Annotated in this window: 19 protein-coding genes; 10 read left to right on the forward strand and 9 right to left on the reverse strand. The window is 64.7% G+C overall.

The features are described 5' to 3' along the window. Window positions 1-66: 66 nt before the first annotated feature. Window positions 67-1,830, reverse strand: a complete 1,764-nt coding sequence (locus F6X61_RS02035; protein ID WP_153785148.1) for an ABC transporter transmembrane domain-containing protein — start codon at window positions 1,828-1,830, stop codon at window positions 67-69. Window positions 1,831-2,097: 267 nt separating this feature from the next. Between F6X61_RS02035 and F6X61_RS26880 the strand changes: the two genes are divergently transcribed. Next, complete coding sequence (locus tag F6X61_RS26880) at window positions 2,098-2,271, forward strand: PA1571 family protein (RefSeq protein WP_178125738.1); 174 nt, start codon at window positions 2,098-2,100, stop codon at window positions 2,269-2,271. A 58-nt stretch (window positions 2,272-2,329) separates the two neighbouring features. On the opposite strand, the gene pdxB is transcribed toward F6X61_RS26880, so the two are convergent. The 3 genes from pdxB to rlmM form a co-directional block, all read right to left on the reverse strand. Next, window positions 2,330-3,472, reverse strand: a complete 1,143-nt coding sequence (pdxB, locus tag F6X61_RS02040) for a 4-phosphoerythronate dehydrogenase PdxB (protein ID WP_153785149.1) — start codon at window positions 3,470-3,472, stop codon at window positions 2,330-2,332. A gap of 47 nt (window positions 3,473-3,519) precedes the next feature. Then, entirely contained in the window at window positions 3,520-3,762 is a 243-nt protein-coding gene (gene tusA, locus F6X61_RS02045; RefSeq protein ID WP_153785150.1) for a sulfurtransferase TusA, read from the reverse strand. Between the two features lie 161 nt (window positions 3,763-3,923). Then, window positions 3,924-4,988 (reverse strand): 23S rRNA (cytidine(2498)-2'-O)-methyltransferase RlmM, encoded by a 1,065-nt coding sequence (gene rlmM, locus F6X61_RS02050; protein ID WP_153785151.1) that lies wholly within the window; start codon window positions 4,986-4,988, stop codon window positions 3,924-3,926. Window positions 4,989-5,238: 250 nt separating this feature from the next. Between rlmM and acnA the strand changes: the two genes are divergently transcribed. From acnA to F6X61_RS02065, 3 genes are all read left to right on the forward strand, one after another. Then, a complete protein-coding gene (gene acnA, locus F6X61_RS02055) occupies window positions 5,239-7,980 on the forward strand; it encodes an aconitate hydratase AcnA (RefSeq protein WP_153785152.1) in 2,742 nt (913 codons plus the stop codon). A gap of 97 nt (window positions 7,981-8,077) precedes the next feature. Further along, window positions 8,078-8,854, forward strand: coding sequence for a CPBP family intramembrane glutamic endopeptidase (locus F6X61_RS02060; protein ID WP_153785153.1), 777 nt, complete (start codon window positions 8,078-8,080; stop codon window positions 8,852-8,854). A gap of 199 nt (window positions 8,855-9,053) precedes the next feature. After that, the gene (locus tag F6X61_RS02065) at window positions 9,054-10,619 is read left to right on the forward strand and encodes a PAS domain-containing methyl-accepting chemotaxis protein (protein WP_153785154.1); all 1,566 of its coding nucleotides are present in this window, start codon (window positions 9,054-9,056) and stop codon (window positions 10,617-10,619) included. Between the two features lie 91 nt (window positions 10,620-10,710). Here F6X61_RS02065 and F6X61_RS02070 read toward each other — a convergent pair whose 3' ends face one another. The 4 genes from F6X61_RS02070 to F6X61_RS02085 all read right to left on the reverse strand — a co-directional run bounded on the left by F6X61_RS02070 (window position 10,711) and on the right by F6X61_RS02085 (window position 13,542). Next, window positions 10,711-11,595 (reverse strand): pseudouridine synthase, encoded by an 885-nt coding sequence (locus F6X61_RS02070; RefSeq protein ID WP_153785155.1) that lies wholly within the window; start codon window positions 11,593-11,595, stop codon window positions 10,711-10,713. A 30-nt stretch (window positions 11,596-11,625) separates the two neighbouring features. Further along, on the reverse strand, window positions 11,626-11,955 hold the full coding sequence (locus F6X61_RS02075) for a transcriptional regulator (protein WP_110993572.1): 330 nt from the start codon (window positions 11,953-11,955) through the stop codon (window positions 11,626-11,628). Between the two features lie 67 nt (window positions 11,956-12,022). Then, window positions 12,023-12,259, reverse strand: a complete 237-nt coding sequence (locus F6X61_RS02080) for a glutaredoxin family protein (protein ID WP_153785156.1) — start codon at window positions 12,257-12,259, stop codon at window positions 12,023-12,025. Window positions 12,260-12,333: 74 nt separating this feature from the next. After that, entirely contained in the window at window positions 12,334-13,542 is a 1,209-nt protein-coding gene (locus F6X61_RS02085; protein WP_153785157.1) for an ammonium transporter, read from the reverse strand. Window positions 13,543-13,843: 301 nt separating this feature from the next. Here F6X61_RS02085 and F6X61_RS02090 point away from each other — a divergent pair, with 301 nt between their 5' ends. The 6 genes from F6X61_RS02090 to F6X61_RS02115 all read left to right on the forward strand — a co-directional run bounded on the left by F6X61_RS02090 (window position 13,844) and on the right by F6X61_RS02115 (window position 20,813). Then, window positions 13,844-14,155, forward strand: a complete 312-nt coding sequence (locus F6X61_RS02090; protein ID WP_153785158.1) for a YqjD family protein — start codon at window positions 13,844-13,846, stop codon at window positions 14,153-14,155. Window positions 14,156-14,164: 9 nt separating this feature from the next. Further along, window positions 14,165-14,539: a phage holin family protein gene (locus F6X61_RS02095; protein ID WP_110993575.1), complete on the forward strand. Its 375-nt coding sequence runs from the start codon at window positions 14,165-14,167 to the stop codon at window positions 14,537-14,539. Further along, on the forward strand, window positions 14,536-14,865 hold the full coding sequence (locus tag F6X61_RS02100; RefSeq protein ID WP_153785159.1) for a hypothetical protein: 330 nt from the start codon (window positions 14,536-14,538) through the stop codon (window positions 14,863-14,865). Before F6X61_RS02095 ends, F6X61_RS02100 begins: the two co-directional genes overlap by 4 nt. 73 nt (window positions 14,866-14,938) lie before the next feature. Next, entirely contained in the window at window positions 14,939-16,270 is a 1,332-nt protein-coding gene (locus tag F6X61_RS02105; RefSeq protein WP_153785160.1) for a deoxyguanosinetriphosphate triphosphohydrolase, read from the forward strand. A 279-nt stretch (window positions 16,271-16,549) separates the two neighbouring features. Next, window positions 16,550-17,170, forward strand: a complete 621-nt coding sequence (locus tag F6X61_RS02110) for a response regulator transcription factor (protein ID WP_153785161.1) — start codon at window positions 16,550-16,552, stop codon at window positions 17,168-17,170. 58 nt (window positions 17,171-17,228) lie between these two features. Next, entirely contained in the window at window positions 17,229-20,813 is a 3,585-nt protein-coding gene (locus F6X61_RS02115) for a transporter substrate-binding domain-containing protein (RefSeq protein WP_256671268.1), read from the forward strand. 32 nt (window positions 20,814-20,845) lie between these two features. Here the strand turns inward: F6X61_RS02115 and F6X61_RS02120 are convergent, their stop codons facing one another. Next, window positions 20,846-21,190, reverse strand: coding sequence for a YggL family protein (locus F6X61_RS02120; RefSeq protein WP_110993580.1), 345 nt, complete (start codon window positions 21,188-21,190; stop codon window positions 20,846-20,848). Window positions 21,191-21,276: the final 86 nt, after the last annotated feature.

Raw genomic sequence — 21,276 nt, forward strand, 5'->3', positions numbered from 1 at the left:
TACGCAACAGCTGAGCCAGATACTCTCAGGCAATTGCTACAGAATTGTTACAAACTCGCGACAGCCTCAGCCATTGTTGAACTGCAGCGCCGCCAGGCGCGCATACAGCGGGCTTTCTTCCACCAGCTGGCGGTGCGTGCCTACCGCCACCAGACGCCCCTGGTCGATCACCGCGATGCGGTCGGCATGCTGCACCGTGGCCAGGCGGTGGGCGATCACCAGCGTGGTGCGCCCGGCCATCAGCTGCGGCAACGCTTGCTGAATCAAGTGCTCGCTCTGCGCATCGAGGGCACTGGTGGCCTCGTCCAGCAGCAGGATCGGCGCATCCACCAGCAGCGCCCGGGCAATCGCCAGGCGCTGGCGCTGGCCGCCGGACAACCCAATGCCACCCTCCCCCAGCCGGGTCTGGTAACCCTGCGGCAACTGGGCGATGAACTCGTGGGCATGGGCGCTGCGCGCCGCCGCCTCGACCTCGGCCTGGCTGGCCTCGGGGCGGCCATAACGGATGTTGGCCTCGACCGTGCCGCGGAACAACGCCGGTTGCTGGGCCACCAAGGCGAACTGGCGGCGCAGCTCGGCCACCTCCAGGCCGGTGATCGGCTGGCCATCGAGCAGGATGCTGCCGCCCTGGGGGTCGTAGAAGCGCAGCAACAGGTCGAACAGGGTCGACTTGCCGGCACCCGACGGCCCGACCAACGCGACCGTCTGGCCGGGCTGCACCTGCAGGCTCAGGCCATCGATGGCGGCCACCGCCGGGCGCGACGGGTAGGCGAAGCGCACTTCGCGCAGCTCGATGGCGCCACTGGCGCGCCCGCCTGCCAGGCTGACGGCCTGGCGCGGCGCCAGGATCGCACTCTGCGCCGCCAGCAACTCGGCAATGCGCTCGGCAGCACCCGCTGCCCGCTGCAGTTCGCCGATCACCTCGCTCAAGGTGCCAAAGGCACTGCCGACGATCAGGCTGTAGAACACGAAGGCCGCCAGCTCGCCGCCGGAAATGCGCCCGGCGATCACATCCATGCCCCCCACCCAGAGCATCACCCCCACTGCCCCCAGCACCAGCACGATCACCAGGGTGATCAGCCAGGCACGCTGGGCGATGCGCCGTCGCGCCACGCCGAACGCCGCTTCCACGGTCTCGGCGAACAGCATGCGGTCACGGGCTTCGTGGTTGTAGGCCTGCACGGTCTTGATCTGCCCGAGGCTCTCGGCGACATAGCTGCCGACATCGGCGACCCGGTCCTGGCTTTGCCGCGACAGGCTGCGCACCCGCCGGCCGAACAACAGGATCGGCGCCAGCACCAGCGGCAAGGCCAACACCACGATGCTGGTGAGCTTGGGGTTGGTGACGAACAGCAGAATCACCCCGCCCACCACCATCAGGGCATTGCGCAGGAACATCGACAAGGACGAGCCGATCACCGACTGCAGCAAGGTGGTATCGGCGGTCAGCCGCGACTGGATCTCCGAGCTGCGGTTGTCCTCGAAGAACCCCGGGTGCAGCCCCAGCAGATGATCGAACACCGCCCGACGGATGTCGGCGACGCAGCGTTCACCGATCCATGACACCAGATAGAAGCGGGCGAAAGTCCCCACGGCCAGGGCCAGCACCAACAGCAGGAACAGGCCGATGGTCTGGTTGAGCTGGTGCATGGAGCCGGTCATGAAGCCCTGGTCCACCAGCAAGCGAATGCCCTGCCCCATGGACAGGGTGATGCCGGCGGTGACCACCAGCGCCAGCAAGGCCAGCAGGGCCTGGCGGCGGTAAGGGCGCAGGAACTGCCAGCCCAGGTGCAGGGCACGACGCTGGCGGGAAGAAATCGGTTCAGGCATGGCGAGCATGTTCGGCAGGAAGATGGGCCAAGCCTACCACTCGTCCACCTCGCAGGAACTGATCCACCTCTGAAGGCCTCGCATCAGACATAACGGACGGCGTGGGCAAAAAGGCCTTATGCCCTGCCTATCACCTTTCGTTCTAAGGTGCCGCTGGAGCTTTGCCACGCTTTCTGTTGGACTGGCTCTGTCATGCCTCGCCAGCTGTCACAGGCCAGTCATGGCAACGCGGTACGTTTGAGCTTGAACCTGAAGAGGAGACAGGACATGAGCTTGCAGCACGGTAATGAGACGCCCAAGACCCCGAAGCATCCGCAACCTCAGGCCTGCGGTTCGATCATCGATGGCCAGGGCCGCGAAGTGCCGATCACCGAGCAGATGATCCAGAAAGCCTGCAAGGACCTGGAAGAAAGCCGGGTCAAGAAAGTCGGCAAAGAATAAAACAAGAATTCCTTCGAACCCGGCGCACGCGCCGGGTTTTTATTTGCCGGTCAGGCTGTCAAACCAGCACCGCGCCCAACGCACTCACCACCTGCGCCAACTGCGGTGCCTCGCCCCGCAGGCGCACCGCCAACCCTTCGATCTCGCGCCGCACCGGATACTGCTTGCGCAGCAGGTCGAAGGCCGCACGCTGCTCGGCAGGGTCGTCGCTCAGGCTGCGACGGAAATCGGCATCGTCACGGCGCGGGTCGTACACCGCCCGGCACAGGGTGGCCAGCGCCCAGGCCGGCTCGGCGCCGGCATCCAGCTCGATCTGCGCCAGCGCAGGTGCCGGCAGCAGGTCCGCCAGTCGTACCTGCTCGGGCTCACCCTGCGCGCGACAGAATGCCTGGTAGATCTGCGCCGTACCGCGCTGCTTGCCGTCCAGGCTGTAGCCGGCGATATGCGGGGTGGCCAGGGTGCACAGGTCGGCCAGTTGCAGGTCCACCTGCGGCTCGCCTTCCCACACGTCGAGCACTGCGTGCAGGTCTTCGCGATCCAGCAGCAGCTCGCGCAGCGCAGCATTGTCCACCACCGGGCCACGGCTGGCATTGATCAGCCAGGCGCCGGGGCGCAGGCGCGCCAGGTGCGCTTCATCGAGCAGGTGCCAGGTCGAGTGTTCACCACCACGCTGCAGCGGCGTGTGCAGGCTGATCACGTCGCACTGCTCGACGATGGTCGCAAGGTCGACGAAATCGCCCCCCTCGCGGGCCTGGCGCAGAGGGTCGCACACCAGCACCTTCCAGCCCAGGCCATGCAGTACACGCACCAGGCGCCCGCCGACTTCGCCGGCACCAACCACGCCATAGACCCGCTTGCCCAGCTCGACACCCTCGAGTTCGGCCAGGGTCAGCAAGCTGCCCAGCACATAATCGACCACGCCACGGGCGTTGCAACCCGGGGCGCTGCTCCAGTGGATGCCGGCTTGGGCGAAGTAGTCGAGGGCGAGGTGATCGGTACCGATGGTGCAGGTGCCCACGAAGCGCACCTTGCTGCCTTCAAGCAGTTGCCGGTCGACGCGGGTCACCGAGCGCACCAGCAGCACGTCGGCGTCCTTCACGCAGGCGGCATCGATGGCCCGGCCGGGGTAGCGGCGGATCTCGCCGAAACCGGCAAAGAAGGCATCGAGCAGCGGGATGTTTTCGTCGGCAACTATCAGCATGGCGCTCTCCTGTCAGGGGAGCGCAGTGTAGCCTGATCGCGCCGGCCTCAGTCGGCCTTCTTGCGGATCCAGTACAGGAAGGTGCCGGCCTCTTCCTGCTGGCCGACCAGTTCGTGGCCGAGGAAGTTGCAGAACTTGGGGATGTCGCGGCGGGTCGAGGGGTCGGTGGCGATCACCTTGAGCAGGCCGCCGGCGGCCAGGTTGCGCACATGCTGGTGCAACATCATCACCGGCTCCGGGCAGTTCAGGCCGGTGGCGTCGAGGATGGCGTCGGGGGTGAAATCGGTCATGAAAGGCTCCGCGAAATGATCGTCATTGTGGCGCATCCGGCGAGGTGCTCCAAGGGGCTGCTGCGCAGCCCAATCGCCGGCAAGTCGCAGCGGCGAACCGCGGCTCCCACATGGGCCGTGCAACCCTTGACCTGTGGGAGCCGGCTTGCCGGCGATTGGTTTCAACGCGGTTTCAGGTCCAGCCGACGCAGGTGGCAGGTCACTTCCTCGCGGTCGTGGTACAGCTGCTTGCAGGCGATCGACACCTTGACCTTGCGCGCCTTGAAGCCTTCCTCGATGCGGTCGAGCAACTTGCGTACCTCGGCGTGACGCTGCTTCATCGGCAGCTTGAGGTTGACCACCGCCTCGCGGCACAGCCCCTCGCCCAGCCAGGTCTCGATCAGCGACGCGGTGCGTGCAGGCTTCTCGACGATGTCGCAGACCATCCAGTCCACGGTCTGTTTCGGCTTCCAGGTAAAGCCGTCGGCCATCAGGTGCGTGACCAGCCCGGTGTCCATCAGGCTTTCGGCCATCGGCCCGTTGTCGATGGCGGTGACCAGCATGCCGCGCTTGACCAGCTGGTAGGTCCAGCCACCGGGCGCAGCCCCCAGATCGACACCGGTCATGTCGTCGTTCAGGCGCTGGTCCCACTGCTCGCGCGGGATGAACTGGTGCCAGGCTTCTTCCAGCTTGAGGGTCGAACGGCTGGGCGCTTCCCGTGGGAACTTAAGGCGCGGGATGCCCATTGGCCACAGCGCCTGGTTACCCGCTTCGGCCTGGCCCAGGAATACCCGCCGGCCACTGATGAAGGTCAACAGCAGGCGCGGACGCTGCGCGTCGTCGATCAGCCGCCCGGCCTTCTCCAGCGCCTTGCGCAGAGGCACTTCGAACTTGCGGCAGAAGGTCGACAGCTCCTTGCCGTCGTTGGTGTCGAGCACCTCCAGCCACAGGCTGCCGAACACCGGCAGCTCGGCCAGGTGCTCGAGCAGCACGCTGATGCGGTCGCTCTCGGGCAACTCGATGTAGCTGCCGCGCGCCCACTGGCGCGGGAAGATCAGCTGGTCGAAACGCATTTCACGCATCAGCCGCGCGGCACCGTCGGGCTCGCTGCAGACGAATTCGGCGCAGGCACTGTTTGGCTTGCCTTTGGCATAGCCGGCCACGCCCAGGTGGGCGGCGTGTTCGCTGATTTCGGCGCAGACCTCGCCCTCGAAGCCGGGCCGGCAATGCATGAACAGGGTATTCATCTCTAACTCCACATCACTGGCGCAGGCGGCGCCAGCCTTGACCCGGCGCAACACAAGGTGCGCCCGGGCGGCGAATGATAAAGGAAGATCGGAACCCGCGACACGCCCCACCGGTCCAGAAAAGGGTCGGGCCCGGCAAACGGGGCTAACCTGACTGTTCAGCCAGGTCCGTGCCGTGCGGACCGATTCACAGCGGTGACACTGGCGATCCTTTGGCAGTCGCCGGGCACCGGAGCACAAGGAGTTGTCAATGCCCTCGCTCGATAGCCTGAAAACCCTCAAGTCGCTGAAGGTGGCCGACCACACCTACCACTATTTCAGCCTCGCCGAAGCCGCCCGCCAGCTGGGCGACCTGCAACAGCTGCCGATGTCGCTGAAAGTGCTGCTGGAAAACCTGCTGCGCTGGGAGGACGGCAAGACCGTCACCGGCGACGATCTGCACGCCTTGGCCGAGTGGCTCAAGGATCGCCGCTCGGACCGCGAGATCCAGTACCGCCCGGCGCGGGTACTGATGCAGGACTTCACCGGTGTGCCAGCCGTGGTCGACCTGGCGGCCATGCGCGCGGCCATGCACAAGGCCGGTGGCGACCCGCAGCGCATCAATCCGCTGTCGCCGGTGGACCTGGTGATCGACCACTCGGTGATGGTCGACCGATACGCCAGCCCCGCCGCTTTCGCCCAGAACGTCGACATCGAGATGCAGCGCAATGGCGAGCGCTACGCGTTCCTGCGCTGGGGCCAGAACGCCTTCGACAATTTCCGCGTGGTGCCGCCGGGCACCGGTATCTGCCACCAGGTCAACCTGGAATACCTCGGGCGCACGGTCTGGACCCGCGACGAGGACGGGCGCACCTACGCCTTCCCCGACACCCTGGTCGGCACCGACTCGCACACCACCATGATCAACGGCCTGGGCGTGCTCGGCTGGGGCGTGGGCGGCATCGAAGCCGAGGCGGCGATGCTCGGCCAGCCGGTGTCGATGCTGATCCCCGAGGTGATCGGCTTCAAGCTCACCGGCAAGCTGCGCGAGGGCATCACCGCCACCGACCTGGTGCTGACCGTGACGCAGATGCTGCGCAAGAAAGGTGTGGTGGGCAAATTCGTCGAGTTTTACGGCGACGGCCTGGCCGACCTGCCACTGGCCGACCGCGCCACGATCGCCAACATGGCCCCGGAATACGGCGCCACCTGCGGCTTCTTCCCGGTCGACCAGGTGACCCTCGACTACCTGCGCCTGTCGGGCCGCCCGGAGCAGGCGGTGCAACTGGTCGAGGCCTATTGCAAGGCCCAGGGCCTGTGGCGCCTGCCCGGCCAGGAACCGCTGTTCAGCGACAGCCTGGCGCTGGACATGCACGAGGTCGAAGCCAGCCTGGCCGGCCCCAAGCGCCCGCAGGACCGGGTCGCCCTGAATCAGGTTCGCCAGGCCTTCGACCACTTCATCGAACTGCAACCCAAGCCACTGGCCAAGGACGTCGGTCGCCTGGAAAGCGAAGGCGGTGGCGGCGTGGCCGTGGGCAATGCCGACCAGGCAGGCGAGATCGATTACAAGCATGCCGGCCAGACCCACACCCTGCGTGACGGCGCGGTGGTGATCGCCGCCATCACCTCGTGCACCAACACCTCCAACCCGAGTGTGATGATGGCTGCCGGGCTGGTGGCAAAAAAAGCCGTGGAAAAGGGCCTGCAGCGCAAGCCCTGGGTCAAGAGTTCGCTGGCCCCCGGCTCCAAGGTGGTCACCGACTACTACAAGGCCGCCGGCCTGACCCCTTACCTGGACCAGCTGGGCTTCGACCTGGTGGGCTATGGCTGCACCACCTGCATCGGCAACTCCGGGCCCCTCGACGAGGCCATCGAACAGGCCATCGGCAGCGCCGACCTGACGGTCGCCTCGGTGCTGTCGGGCAACCGCAACTTCGAGGGCCGGGTGCATCCGCTGGTGAAAACCAACTGGCTGGCCTCGCCACCGCTGGTGGTGGCCTACGCCCTGGCCGGCAGCGTGCGCCTGGACCTGAGCCAGGATGCCCTGGGCACCGGCAAGGATGGCCAACCGGTGTATCTGCGCGATATCTGGCCCAGCCAGCAGGAGATTGCCGAAGCGGTCAGCAACGTCGACACGCGCATGTTCCACAAGGAGTACGCCGAAGTGTTCGCCGGTGACGCCCAGTGGCAGGCCATCGAGGTACCCCAGGCGGCCACCTATGTCTGGCAGGACGATTCCACCTACATCCAGCACCCGCCGTTCTTCGACGACATTGGCGGCCCGCTGCCGCAGATTACCGATGTGCAAGGGGCGCGCATCCTCGCCCTGCTTGGCGACTCGGTGACCACCGACCATATTTCTCCGGCCGGCAACATCAAGGCCGAAAGCCCCGCCGGGCGCTACCTGCGCGACAAGGGTGTGGAGCCGCGCGACTTTAACTCCTATGGCTCGCGCCGCGGCAACCACGAAGTGATGATGCGCGGCACCTTCGCCAATATCCGCATCCGCAACGAAATGCTCGGTGGAGAGGAAGGCGGCAATACCCTGCATGTGCCGAGTGGCGAAAAGCTGTCGATCTATGACGCCGCCATGCGCTACCAGCAGGAAGGTACGCCGCTGGTGGTGATCGCCGGTCAGGAATACGGCACCGGCTCCAGCCGCGACTGGGCGGCCAAGGGCACCAACCTGCTGGGGGTGAAGGCCGTGCTGGCGGAAAGCTTCGAGCGCATCCACCGCTCCAACCTGGTGGGCATGGGCGTGTTGCCGCTGCAGTTCAAGGCCGGTGACGACCGTAAGCGCCTGGGGCTGACCGGCAAGGAGCGCATCGATGTGCTAGGGCTGAGTAACGCGCAGATCCGCCCGGGGATGAGCCTGCCAGTGCGTATTACCCGTGAGGATGGGCAACAACAGCAGATCGAGGTGCTGTGCCGGATCGACACGCTCAATGAGGTGGAGTACTTCAAATCGGGGGGCATCCTGCACTATGTGCTGCGGCAACTGATTGCGGGGTGATCATGGCCAGGGGCCATTTATTGGCTCCTGATCAGGTGTCCTGTAGGGCGCGAGCGCAGTCGAAGCAGTTCCGGACTCGCTACCACAAGGATTTTGCATGTCGTTGCCCCACTGGATCGCGCTGGGCCTGCTGGCCCTCGGCTACTGCTTCGCACTGGCCCACGGCAGCCTCGGCCTGGCTGCCCTGCCCAGCCTGCTCGCCCTGCTGTGCACCGCCCTGCTGGTACGGCGCAGGGTGCGCTGGCAACAGACCCTCGGCCATCTGCTGTTCATTTGCATGGCGGCGGCACTGGCCCTGCATTGGCTGCCGGGCTTCAACAGCGCCAAGGTCATCGACAAGGCCGTCTTCAGCCAAGGCACGGTGCCGTTCTCGATGTACCTGAACCTGGACAAGCCGCTGATCGGCCTGTGGTTGCTGCTGGCCTGTCCGTGGCTGGTGGTGCTGCGCGGGCGCGGGCTGGCGCTGAGCCTGCTCGCCATCCTGCCACTGACCCTGCTGGCCTGCCTGGGCGGCGCCTGGGCCCTGGGGCTGGTGGCCTGGGCCCCGAAATGGCCGGACCAGGCCTGGCTGTGGCTGTTGAACAACCTGCTGCTGGTCAGCCTGACCGAAGAACTGCTGTTTCGCGGTTACATCCAGGGCGGCCTGCAACGTCTGTTCAGGCATGACGGCCTGGCGTTGCTGGTTGCGGCGCTGCTGTTCGGCCTGGCGCACCTGGGGGGCGGCTGGCAGTGGTTCTACCTGGCGACCCTGGCAGGGGTGGGTTACGGCCTGGCGTACCGCCATGGCGGGCTGGTGGCTGCGGTAGCCTGCCATGCCTGCGTCAACCTGGCGCACTTCGCGGGCTTCAGTTATCCGATGCTGGTACTTGGCTGAGCAATCGGTCATGATCCGACCTGATCGTCATAAACCATAAATAAAGCTGCAATATTGACGGTAACGTACGCGAACGCGTGGGCTTAAAGCACAACTGCGATGTTCATCCGTTGCCCCAGATCAATGCCAGTTAAATATTCATTCAATAAAACCAGCGGCTTGCCGATACCTGTCGAAAGCCTTGCGGATTGAACAGCCAATGCGTAACAACCAGCCGATTACCCAGAGAGAACGGACTTTCCCTGCCCAACAGCGGTTGATCTCCACGACCAATGCCAAAGGCGTGATCACCTACTGCAACGATGCCTTCGTCGAGATCAGCGGTTTCTCCCGCGAGGAACTCATGGGCGCGGCGCACAACCTGGTGCGTCACCCCGACGTACCGCCTGCGGTGTTTGCCCACATGTGGCAGACCCTCAAGCAAGGCCTGCCATGGATGGGCATCGTCAAGAACCGTTGCAAGTCCGGCGACCACTATTGGGTCAACGCCTACGTCACCCCTGTGTTCGAGAAAAACCAGGTGGTTGGCTATGAATCGGTGCGGGTCAAACCCACCGCCGAGCAGATCCGCCGCGCCGAAGCCTTGTACCAGCGCATCAACCAGGGCAAGTCGGCGATCCCGCGCCGCGACCAGTGGCTGCCGGTGCTGCAGGACTGGCTGCCGTTCATCCTGATCAGCCAGGTCGGCTTCCTGATCGGCAACTGGCTCGGCCACTCCTGGGGCTTCGCCCTGGCCGCCGGCCTGTCGGTGCCGCTGGGCCTGCTCGGCCTGAGCTGGCAGCAGCGCGGCCTCAAGCGCCTGCTGCGCCTGGCCGAACAGAGCACGTCCGACCCGCTGATCGCGCAGATGTACACCGACAGCCGTGGCGTCCAGGCGCGCCTGGAAATGGCCATGCTCAGCCAGGACGCACGGATGAAGACCTGCCTGACCCGCCTGCAGGACAGCGCCGAACAGCTCAGCGACCAGGCCCGCCAGTCCGACACCCTGGCCCACCAGAGCTCGTCGGGCCTGGAGCGCCAGCGCGTGGAAACCGAGCAGGTGGCCGCCGCCGTCAACCAGATGGCCGCCACTACCCAGGAAGTGGCCAACCACGTTCAGCGCACCGCCGATGCCACCCAGGAAGCCAACCGCCTGACCAGCCAGGGCCGCAACATTGCCGGCGAAACCCGTGACGCCATCGAACGCCTGTCGGCTGCCGTGGGCGAAACTGGCCTGACCGTGACGCAACTGGCCAAGGACAGCGACGAGATCGGTGGCGTGGTCGATGTGATCAAGGGCATTGCCGACCAGACCAACCTGCTGGCGCTCAACGCCGCCATCGAAGCAGCCCGTGCCGGTGAGATGGGCCGCGGTTTTGCCGTGGTTGCCGACGAGGTTCGCCAGCTGGCCCAGCGCACCGCCGAGTCCACCGGGCAGATCCACGGCCTGATCGCCAAGCTGCAGCAAACCGCCAACAACGCGGTGCAGACCATGGAAACCGGCCACCGCCAGGCCCAGGAGGGTGTCGAGCGGGTCATGCAAGCCGACGAGGCGCTGGTGGGCATCAGCGAAGCGGTCGCCAACATCACCGACATGGCCACCCAGATCGCCGCCGCCACCGAAGAGCAGACCGCGGTGGCCGAAGAGATCAGCCGCAACATCAGCACCATTGCCGACCTGGCCGACCAGACCGCCGGCCAGGCCCAGCGCTCGGCGCTGCTCAGCGAAGAGCTGACCAGCACCGCTGGCACGCAGTACTCGCTGGTGGAGCGCTTCAACCGCTAAAGCCTGAAAGAACCATCGCGGGGCAAGCCCGCTCCCACGAATCCTGTGCAGAGTGCCAGATTTGTGGGAGCGGGCTTGCCCCGCGATGCTTTTACCAGTCGAGCGTCAACCGACTCTCGAAATACCGCTCCTGCCCTGTCAACGGATCCTCGAAGCGCAGGCTCTGGGCCAGTAGCTTCAATGGCCGCTCATAGTCATCCTGTTCATCGACCAGCTGCGGATAGAACGGGTCGTTGCAGATCCCCGCCCCCAGCGCTGCCATGTGCACCCGCAACTGATGGGTCTTGCCCGTCACCGGCGACAGGCCATAGCGCCACAACCCACCGTTCTTTTCCAGCACACAGGCATGGGTTTCGCTGTTATCGGCCCCCTGCACTTCATGCATGCGGAAGAACGGCTCGCCATGCACCAGGCGGCTGCAACGCACCAACGGGAAATCATGCTGCGGCAGCGCAGCGGCGATGGCCTGGTAGTGCTTGTCGATGCGCCGCTCGGGGAACAGGCGCTGATAGGCACCCCGGGTTTGCGGGTTGGCCGAGAACAACACCAGCCCTGCGGTGTGGCGGTCGATGCGGTGCAGGGGCACCAGGTGCGGGTTGTCCAGCCGGCGAATCAAACGGCGTAGCAGGGTCTGCTCGACATACTCGCCAGTGGGCGTCACGGGCAGGAAATGCGGCTTGTCCGCCACCACCAGATGCTCGTCCATGTGCAGGATCTGCTCCTGTACCGGGATTGGCTTCTCGTTGGGTACTTCACGAAAGTAATGCAGGCGCATGCCCTGGCGGTAGGCAAGGTCGGCGGCAATCGCCTGACCTTGTGCGTCCAGCACCCGCCCCCGGGCGAAACGGTCCAGCCACTGCTCACGGTCGATGCCCTTGAAGTGATCGCACAGGCAATCGAGCACTGTCGCCCAGCGCCCGGGCGGCAGGCATACCGTGCTGGCTTGCAGGTGGGCAGGGTTGAAAGGCGTGGTCATCGTCGGGCTCTGCTGATCGGTAGCCGGGCATTATCCCCCAGCCTGCGCGGCGCAACCAGCCTCGCCGGCCGGCTCGCAGCGCGCCTTGAGCCAACGCAGCACCTGCACCGCATCCCAGCGCCCGGGGTCGAACAAGGCGTAGCTCAGGCCCTGGTAGCCAACCACGTCCAGCGGCCGGTGAAAGCCGGCGCGCTGGAACAATGCCTCGATCTCGGCGAAACAGGTATTGAAATGGACCTTGCCGAACGGCGTCTGCTCATCGGTGACGATGCCGTCGAGGCGCAGTTCCAGCACGGCGTCGCACACACGCTCCGGGGCCATGTGGTTGATGCTGTACTTGAGTTGCTCGACATTGAGCATGGCTTCACCTCGATACTGTATTTATATACAGCATACGGAGCGGGCCACGCCGTCGTCAATGCGCGCCTCAGCGCAGGAAGGCCACCACCTGCTCGGCATCGAAGGGCCAGTTCAGCTCGGCCCCGGTGTCACAACGGCGCAATACCGGGATAGTCAGGCTGTAGCGCTCGAACTGCGCCTCGTCGTCGGCAATATCGACCAGTTCGACCAGCAAGCCATGCTCGACGAACGGCATCAACATGGCCTCGGCCACTTCACACAGATGGCACCCAAGGGTGCCGAACAGCTGGCATTCAGGGAGCATGGGGCAAACCCGGAAATCGCAGTTGAGGGATGCTTATTCTAGGTCCGTGCTTGCCATCGCGCACCTGCGCCGGATCAATCCTGGCTGGTGGCGCCAATGCGGTGCAGCGACAGGTCGGCGCCCTGGAACTCCTGTTCATGGCTCAGGCGCAGGCCGTGTACCGCCTTGATCAGGCCATACACGACAAAACCACCGGCCAGCGCTACCAGTACACCAGCCAAGCTGCCAAGCAACTGGCTGACCAGGCTTACGCCCCCCAGGCCACCCAGCGCCGCCTGGCCGAACACGCCACAGGCGATACCGCCCCACACCCCGCACACACCGTGCAGCGGCCAGACACCGAGCACATCGTCGATCTTCCAACGGTTCTGCGCCGCGGTGAAGCACCAGACGAACAGGCCGCCGGCGATCAGGCCGGTGGCCAGCGCGCCGATCGGGTGCATCAGGTCAGAACCGGCGCAGACCGCCACCAAGCCTGCCAGCGGGCCGTTATGCAGGAAGCCGGGGTCGTTGCGCCCGGCCACCAGCGCCGACACGGTGCCGCCAACCATGGCCATCAGCGAGTTGATCGCCACCAGGCCGCTCACCCCTTGCAGTGTCTGCGCGCTCATCACGTTGAAGCCGAACCAGCCGATGATCAGGATCCACGAGCCCAGTGCCAGGAACGGAATGCTCGACGGCGCGAACGCCACCAGCCGGCCATCGCGATAACGGCCACGGCGTGCGCCCAGCAGGATCACCGCCGCCAGCGCCAGCCAGCCGCCCATGGCATGCACCACCACGGAGCCGGCAAAGTCATGGAAGGGTGCACCGATACGGGCCTGCAGCCAGGCCTGCCAGCCGAAGTTGCCATTCCACACAACCCCCTCGAAGAAGGGGTAGATGAACGCCACGATCAGCGCCGTGGCGCACAACTGCGGGACGAACCGCGCACGCTCGGCGATGCCGCCGGAGATGATCGCCGGGATTGCAGCAGCGAATGTCAGCAGGAAGAAGCACTTGACCAGCGCATAGCCATGATCGTTGGCCAGCACGGCCGCGGGCTGGAAGAAGGTCACGCCGTAGGCGATCCAGTAACCGATGAAGAAGTACGCCAGCGCCGAGATGGCGAAGTCGCTGAGGATCTTCGACAGGGCGTTGACCTGGTTCTTGTGGCGCACGGTACCGACTTCGAGAAAGGCGAAGCCGGCGTGCATGGCCAGCACCAGGATGGCGCCCATGAGGATGAACAGGGTGTTGGAGCCATGGACCAGGGAGTCCATCGCGCTGTGCATGTTTTCCATGTAGAGGCAGGCCTGCAAAAAGGCACCAGGACAGTTCAAGAACCGGCATCCCTGCACCGAATCGGTGCCAGGCGCCTGCCCCACTTCTGTGAGCGGGTGAACGCCTGCGTGGTTTTTTCTTGGGTTTGTCGTGGATTGGGTTAAGGTTTAGCGTCATCCGCAGGGCGGTTGCACGGTTTCGGCGCGCACGCTTGCGAGCGCGCCTCGAACATAAGCAAGCGCTGTACCAGCACATCGTGCTGAACCTTCCGCGCCCGCCATCACTCGAAATAGCCACACACATCCACAGGGAGAGGCCCACATGGCCAGCAAATCGGCAAAGACTGCTCAAGACATACTGATGGCTGACTTCCAGGCCTTGGTCCGCGACACCGAGAAGCTGCTCGCCGACACCGCCAACCTGGCCGGCGACCAGGCCGACGAGCTGCGCGAACAGATCCACGAGCGCCTGACCCAGGCCCGTGAAACCCTGCAACTGACCCAGGACTCGGTACGCCAGCGCGGTCAGGCAGCCCTGGGCAGCGCCGAGCAATATGTGCAGGAGAACCCTTGGCAGGCCATCGGTATCGCTGCCGGCGTCGGCCTGCTGATCGGCCTGCTGGCCAAGCGCTGAGGAGCCGCCATGGACAACGACGCCATCGGCGCCGGCGCGTCCGGCAGGCGCCTGGGCGCCGCGATGCTGGGCCTGCTGCACAGCCACATCGAGCTGTTCGGCATCGAGCTCCAGGAGCAGAAGGGGCGTACCCTGCGCCTGCTGCTGTTCGCCGGCCTGGCGCTGGTGTTCGCCCTGCTGCTGCTCACCGCCCTGTCCGGGCTGGTACTGGTGCTGCTGTGGGACAGCTATCGGCTGGCCGGGATCATCGGCCTGTGCCTGTTCTACGGCATCGCCGCGCTGTACTGCGGCCTGCGCCTGAAAGCGGCGGTATTCGATGAATCCTCGCCGTTCAGCGCCACGCTCGAAGAACTGGCCAAGGACCGGGAGCGCCTGCTGCCATGAACCTGCCCGAAATGCCAAACACCCGTAACCCGCGCGAGCTGCGCAAGGCGCTGCTGCGCCTGCGCATGGAGATGCACCGCCAGCAGATCAGCCACGAAACCACCCAGGTGCTCGAACCGGTTCGCCGCCTGCGCGGCATGGGCAGCTCGTTCGGCGAGGGCCTGGGGGTCAAGCACGGCTCGCTGTGGGGGCTGGGCGCCATCGTCGCGCTGGGCTTTCTCACTGGCAAAGGCGTGCGCAGCGGCAACCTCCGTCGCCTGCTGCAGCTGGGCACCAGCCTGGCGCCGCTGATCCGCCTGTTTCTGAGCGGCGGTCGGCGCACCTGAACGTCGTGCGCGCCCTTGCCAGGGCGCGCCAGACGCAGGAAGCTATGCCGATTCAACGACCGGAGATCGAGCCTTGGACTGGCACACCCTGCTGACCCGCGAACGCCTGGGCAAAGCCCTCTACAGCCCTGAAGAGCTCGGCCGCAGCCCCTTCCACAAGGACCACGACCGCATCATCTTTTCCGGCGCCTTCCGCCGCCTGGGGCGCAAGACCCAGGTACATCCGGTCACCAGCAACGATCATATCCACACCCGCCTCACCCATTCGCTGGAAGTCAGCTGCGTTGGCCGCTCGCTGGGCATGCGCGTTGGCGAAACCCTGCGCGGTGCCCTGCCCGACTGGTGCGAGCCCAGCGACCTGGGGATGATCGTGCAGTCGGCCTGCCTGGCCCACGACATCGGCAACCCACCCTTCGGCCACTCCGGCGAAGACGCCATCCGCCACTGGTTCCAGCAGGCCGCCGGGCGCGGCTGGCTGGACGACATGAGCGACGACCAACGCGCCGACTTCCTCAACTTCGAGGGCAACGCGCAAGGCTTTCGTGTGCTCACCCAGCTCGAATACCACCAGTTCGACGGTGGCACGCGCCTGACCTACGCGACGCTGGGCACCTACCTCAAGTACCCCTGGACCTCGCGCCATGCCGACGCGCAGGGCTACAAGAAGCACAAGTTCGGTTGCTACCAGAGCGAGCTGCCCCTGCTCGAGCAGATCGCCGGCAAGCTGGGCCTGCCGCAGCTCGAACACCAACGCTGGGCCCGGCACCCGCTGGTCTACCTGATGGAGGCCGCCGACGACATCTGCTACGCCCTGATCGACCTCGAAGACGGCCTGGAGATGGACCTGCTGCAGTACGCCGAAGTCGAAGCGCTGCTGCTCGACCTGGTCGGCGATGACCTGCCGGAAACCTACCGCCAGCTCGGCCCCAACGAATCCCGCCGGCGCAAGCTGGCAATCCTGCGCGGCAAAGCCATCGAACACTTGACCAACGCCGCCGCGCAAGCCTTCGTCGAACAGCAAGACGCCCTGCTCGCCGGCCGCCTGCCCGGCGATCTGGTCGAGCACATGCACGGCCCGGCCCAGCGCTGCGTGCTGCAGGCCAAGGACATGGCACGCAAGAAGATCTTCCAGGACAAGCGCAAGACCCTGCATGAAATCGGCGCCTACACCACCCTGGAGATCCTCCTCAATACCTTCTGCGGCGCGGCGCTGGAGCAGCATGGCGGGCGTACGCCGTCGTTCAAGAGCCGGCGCGTGCTGGACTTGATCGGCAACAACGCGCCCAATCCACATGGCTCGCTGCATGGCGCCTTCCTGCGCATGATCGATTTCATCGCCGGCATGACCGACAGCTATGCCAGTGAAATGGCCTGCGAGATGACCGGGCGCACCAGCCCAACTTGAGCCAGGGCGGTGACGGTAGTGTGGTTATTGCCTTCACCGCCTAACTTGTAAGACTCTTCCCACAAAAACTAAGAACTTTAAACATTAACTCACGAGGTAACTAAGAAAACGTCAAAAATCAATAAAACCGCCTAAAAATCCACAATCTTCGTAGCACACACACGCTCTCGCCGTAAGGAATTTCCTATATACATAAATTAGCCTGAGCATCCCTGCCCGCCATCATTCAACTGAGCTAATGTGCCGACTGCTTTCGCCTCGCCGCATGGAATGTTGAATATGCAAACAGTCTTTATCGTCGACGATCATCCCGTTATCCGCCTGGCTATCCGGATGTTGCTGGAGAACCAGGGTTACAACGTCCTGGGCGAATCTGACAATGGTGTCGATGCCATGCAGATGATTCGTGAATGCCGCCCCGAGCTGGTCATCCTCGACATCAGCATCCCCAAGCTCGACGGCCTCGAGATGCTGTCGCGCTTCCAGTCCATGGCCATTCCGCTCAAAGTCCTGGTACTGACCGCACAATCACCCGCGCTGTTCGCGATTCGCTGCATGCACTCCGGCGCCGCGGGCTACGTCTGCAAGCAGGAAGACCTGGGCGAACTGCTCAGCGCCATCAAGGCGGTACTGTCCGGCTATAACTACTTCCCCAGCCAGGCACTCAACGCTGCGCAAAAAAACTGCAACAAAGAACTGGAGTTGTTCCGCCAGGTCAATGACCGCGAACTGATGGTGCTGCAACTCTTCGCTCAAGGCCGTAGCAACAAGGAAATCGCCAAGGGCATGTTTCTCAGCAACAAGACGGTCAGCACCTACAAGAAACGCCTTATGCACAAATTGCAGGCCAGCACCCTGGTGGAGCTGATCGACGTCGCCAAACGCAACGCGCTGGTCTGAGGTCGTGATGTGGAAGTACCTCGGTATATCGCTGCTGTGCCTGAGCCTGGGCGCCCCCATGCCGACTGTCTGCGCGAACATCGACGTAGGTAAAAGCTACGCCCTGCTCAGCCGCTCGGCACCGACCCCGATCCACCCCGCCCTGACCCTGGAGCAACGCAACTGGCTAGCCACCCGCCATGAACTGGTACTCGGCACTTCCGCACCTGACTACCCACCATTCGACATTGCCAGCGGAGGGCGCGAATACCAGGGCTTGACCGCCGACTACGCAGGCCTGATCGGCAATGCCTTGGGCCTGTCAGTGCGGGTGCAACGCTTTCCCAGCCGGCCAGCGGCAGTCGCGGCGCTCAAGAGCGGGCGCATTGATCTGCTCGGTAGCGCCAATGGCTATGAAGCCACCACCCAGGGGCTGGCGCTCTCACGCCCCTACGCCATCGACCAACCCGTGCTGGTAACCCGGGAAGACGAAACCCGCGCCCTGGACACCGGCCTGGACGGCATGCGCCTGAGCATGCTCTATCACTACCTGCCGCCCGAAGAGATCCGCGCCAACTACCCCCAGGCCGAGCTGCTGACCTTCGAGTCCTCCACCCAGGCGCTCAATGCCGTGGCCTTCGAGCAGGCCGACGTGTTCATCGGCGACACGGTCTCCACGCACTACCTGATCAGCCAGGGGCACCTGCCGCGCCTGCGCATGGCCAACTTCGGCAAGCATGAGGCCGTGGGTTTCAGTTTTGCCATGCGTGACGATGACCCGATGCTGCTGACCCTGGTCAACGCCGCCCTCGACGCCCAGTCGAGCGCCACCCGCAACGATATCTTCAAGCGCTGGAGTGCCAGCAGCGGCAGCCTGTTGACTGATCGCAAGCTGCAGCTGTCGACACGGGAAGAAAACTGGCTGCGCAATCACCCGGTGATGCGGGTCGTGGTCAACGACACCGCAGCCCCGCTGTCCTTCCTCGACGGCAACGGCCGGCTACGCGGCATCGTCGCCGACCTGCTCGAACTCATCCGCTTGCGCACCGGCTTGCGCTTCGACATTGGCCGCGCCAGTGGCGATGGCGACATGATCGATCAGCTTGAGTCCGGCCGCACCGACATCATCGCCACGCACTCCACCGACACCCGCCCAGGCAACCCGCTGCAACTCAGCAGGCCCTACCTGGAAAGCGCCTACGTGCTGGTCAGTCGCAACGGCAAGCACCAGCCTGTCAATCTGAAGCAGCTCAAGGGCAAGCGGGTCGCGGTACCCCGTGACAGCAGCGTGGCCGCACTGCTCAATGCCAAGCACCCATTGATTCATCAGGTAGCCACCGACAGCACCTACTACTCCCTGGCCCTGCTGGGCAGCGGCACCGTGGATGCCGCGATCGCCACACTGATCGACGCCAACCACATGCTGGCCAGCAACAACGACCTGGTGATCCGCACCACTGTCGGCACCGAGCCTGCGACCTTCTCGCTGGCCACCCTGCCCCAGGCCAGCGAACTGGCTTCGATCCTCGACAAGGCGCTGCTGAGCATCACTCCGGAGGAGCTGGGGGTGATCAACAGTCGCTGGCGGGATCACGGCGCTGCCGACGATGCCTATTGGCGCAATTACCGCAGGGTGATCCTGCAGGTGGTCGCGGTCATCGGTGTGCTGCTGGTACTGGCACTGGTGTGGAATGCCCGGCTGCGCCGCCAGATCAAACAGCGTCAACGCGCCGAGCGGGCGCTCAACGACCAGCTGGAGTTCATGGGCGCCTTGCTCAATGGCACGCCACACCCCATGTACGTGCGTGACCGCGAAGGGCGCCTGCAAAGTTGCAACGACAGCTACCTGCAAGCGGTCGGCGCCAGTCTCGAGCAGATCATAGGCAAGCGCTTGCAGGACACCTGTTGCAGCGACTGCGACTACACCCGGCAGATCCAGGACGATTACCGACGCGTGATGGAGCAAGGCAAACCCTTGATCCTCGATCGCCCTCTGCGGCTGAGGGACAAGGATCTGACCATCTACCATTGGATCCTCCCCTACCGCGACTCGCTGGGAGAAATGCAGGGCATCATCGGCGGCTGGATCGACATCAGCGAACGCCGCAACCTGGTCCAGGACCTGCGACTGGCCAAGCAACAGGCCGATGACGCCAACCGCGCCAAGAGCACTTTCCTCGCCACCATCAGCCACGAAATCCGCACCCCGATGAACGCCTTGATCGGCATGCTCGAACTCGCCTCGCGGCGTGCCGAACAGGGCCAACTGGACCGCCCGGCCCTGGAGATTGCCCATCACTCGGCCAGGGACCTGCTGGGGTTGATCGGCGATATCCTCGACATCGCGCGGATCGAGTCGGGCCATTTGTCCCTGGCCCCAGAACCAGTGGAGCTGGCAGCGCTGGTCGAGTCCGTCGGACGTGTATTCGACGGACTGGCCCGACAAAAAGGCCTGGCGCTCGAAGTGGCGATCGCCGCCGAGGCGCGCTGCCATGCGCTGCTCGACCCGCTGCGGTTCAAACAGGTGCTGTCGAACCTGGTGAGCAACGCGATCAAGTTCACCGATCAGGGCCAGGTGAGCATCAGCGTCAAACTCTGCAGCAGTGGCGAGCCACTGACCCAGACCCTGGACATGGAAGTCCGCGACACCGGCATCGGCATCCACGAGCAGGAACTCGAGCAGCTGTTCACCCCTTTTGTGCAGGCCAACCCCTACAGCGACGGCGCTCGGGCCGGCACCGGCCTTGGGCTGGTGATAAGCCGAAGCCTGTGCGCAATGATGGGCGGCGAACTGACCCTGCAGAGCCTGCATGGCGTAGGTACACGGGTAAGGCTGCGCATGCCCTTGCAGTGCGTTGCCCCGGTCGAGCCGAGGCCCCAGGACGCGAGCGACATCGAGCGCCCGGATCCACGACTGAGGATCCTGGTGATCGACGATCACCCGGCCAACCTGTTGCTGATAGCACAACAGTTGAACTACCTGGGCTTGCGCCAGGACAGCGCCCGCGATGGCCGCGAAGGATTGCGCAAATGGCGCGAAGGCTGTTTCGACGTACTCATCGTTGACTGCAACATGCCGCAGATGAACGGCTACGAACTGGCCAGGACCGTGCGCGCAGAGGAACGCCTGCACGGCAGGCCACGCTGCACCCTGATCGGCTATACCGCCAACGCCCAACCCGAAGTGCGCCAGCAGTGCCTGGATGCGGGGATGGACGACTGCCTGCTCAAACCCATCGGCTTGCAGGTGCTCAGCCAGCGGCTGGCGTCCATTGCCCGTAACACCAGGCCGTGCAAGGAAGGCTGCGACGAGTGCGGTCATCGCTTCCATCTGCAGGGCCTGAGCGCCATTGTCGGCGACAGCGCCAGTGACCGCGACCGCCTCCTCGGCACCTTGCACCTGAGCCTGCAACAGGACCTGGGCATTCTGATGACCATCGACCCGCAGCAAGACGCCGATGCGCTTGCCGCACAGGCGCACAAGATCCTCAGCGCGGCGCGAATGCTGGATGCCAGGTCGTTGATTCAGGCGTGTGAACTACTGGGAGAGCCCGGGTTGCCCCTGGCAGAGATGAAACTGTACCGTCAGGCACTTGCACGGCACATGCGCCGTGTGGAGAAAGCCCTGGCCCGGCAATTGGGCCGCCAGGCCGAGCCAAGGTGAAGCGGCGCCCTCTCGGGCACCGCCGCCACGGATCAGGAAGCCGGGTTGATCGGCTTTTCCGGATACCAGGCGTCCAGCAGTGGGCTGACTTCGATGTTGGTCAGTTCGCTGCGACCTTTGAGCCAGGCTTCGACAGCAGCGCGCTGCGCTTCTTCCACCGAGCCACGGGTGGCCTTGCAGACCAGGCCGAAGTCATCGCCGCCGACATAGTCCAGGCCGTTGGCGTCCATGGCTTCGGTCAGGAAGGCGTCGAGGAAGGCATCGATGGCTTCATCGGACAGGTCTTCCTTGAAGCCCAGGTTCAGTTCGAAACCCAGCTCCTGGAATTCATCCACGCACAGTTTCTTGCGCAGACGACGGGAACGGTTGGTAGCCATGAAACAATCCTCTCAAGTATTAACGCGCGGCACTTTACCAGTTTCCGGCGAGCTGCGGCGCATTTGTGTCGAACGGGGCGCATACA

The sequence above is a fragment of the Pseudomonas sp. EMN2 genome (assembly GCF_009650555.1).
Lineage (GTDB): Bacteria > Pseudomonadota > Gammaproteobacteria > Pseudomonadales > Pseudomonadaceae > Aquipseudomonas > Aquipseudomonas sichuanensis.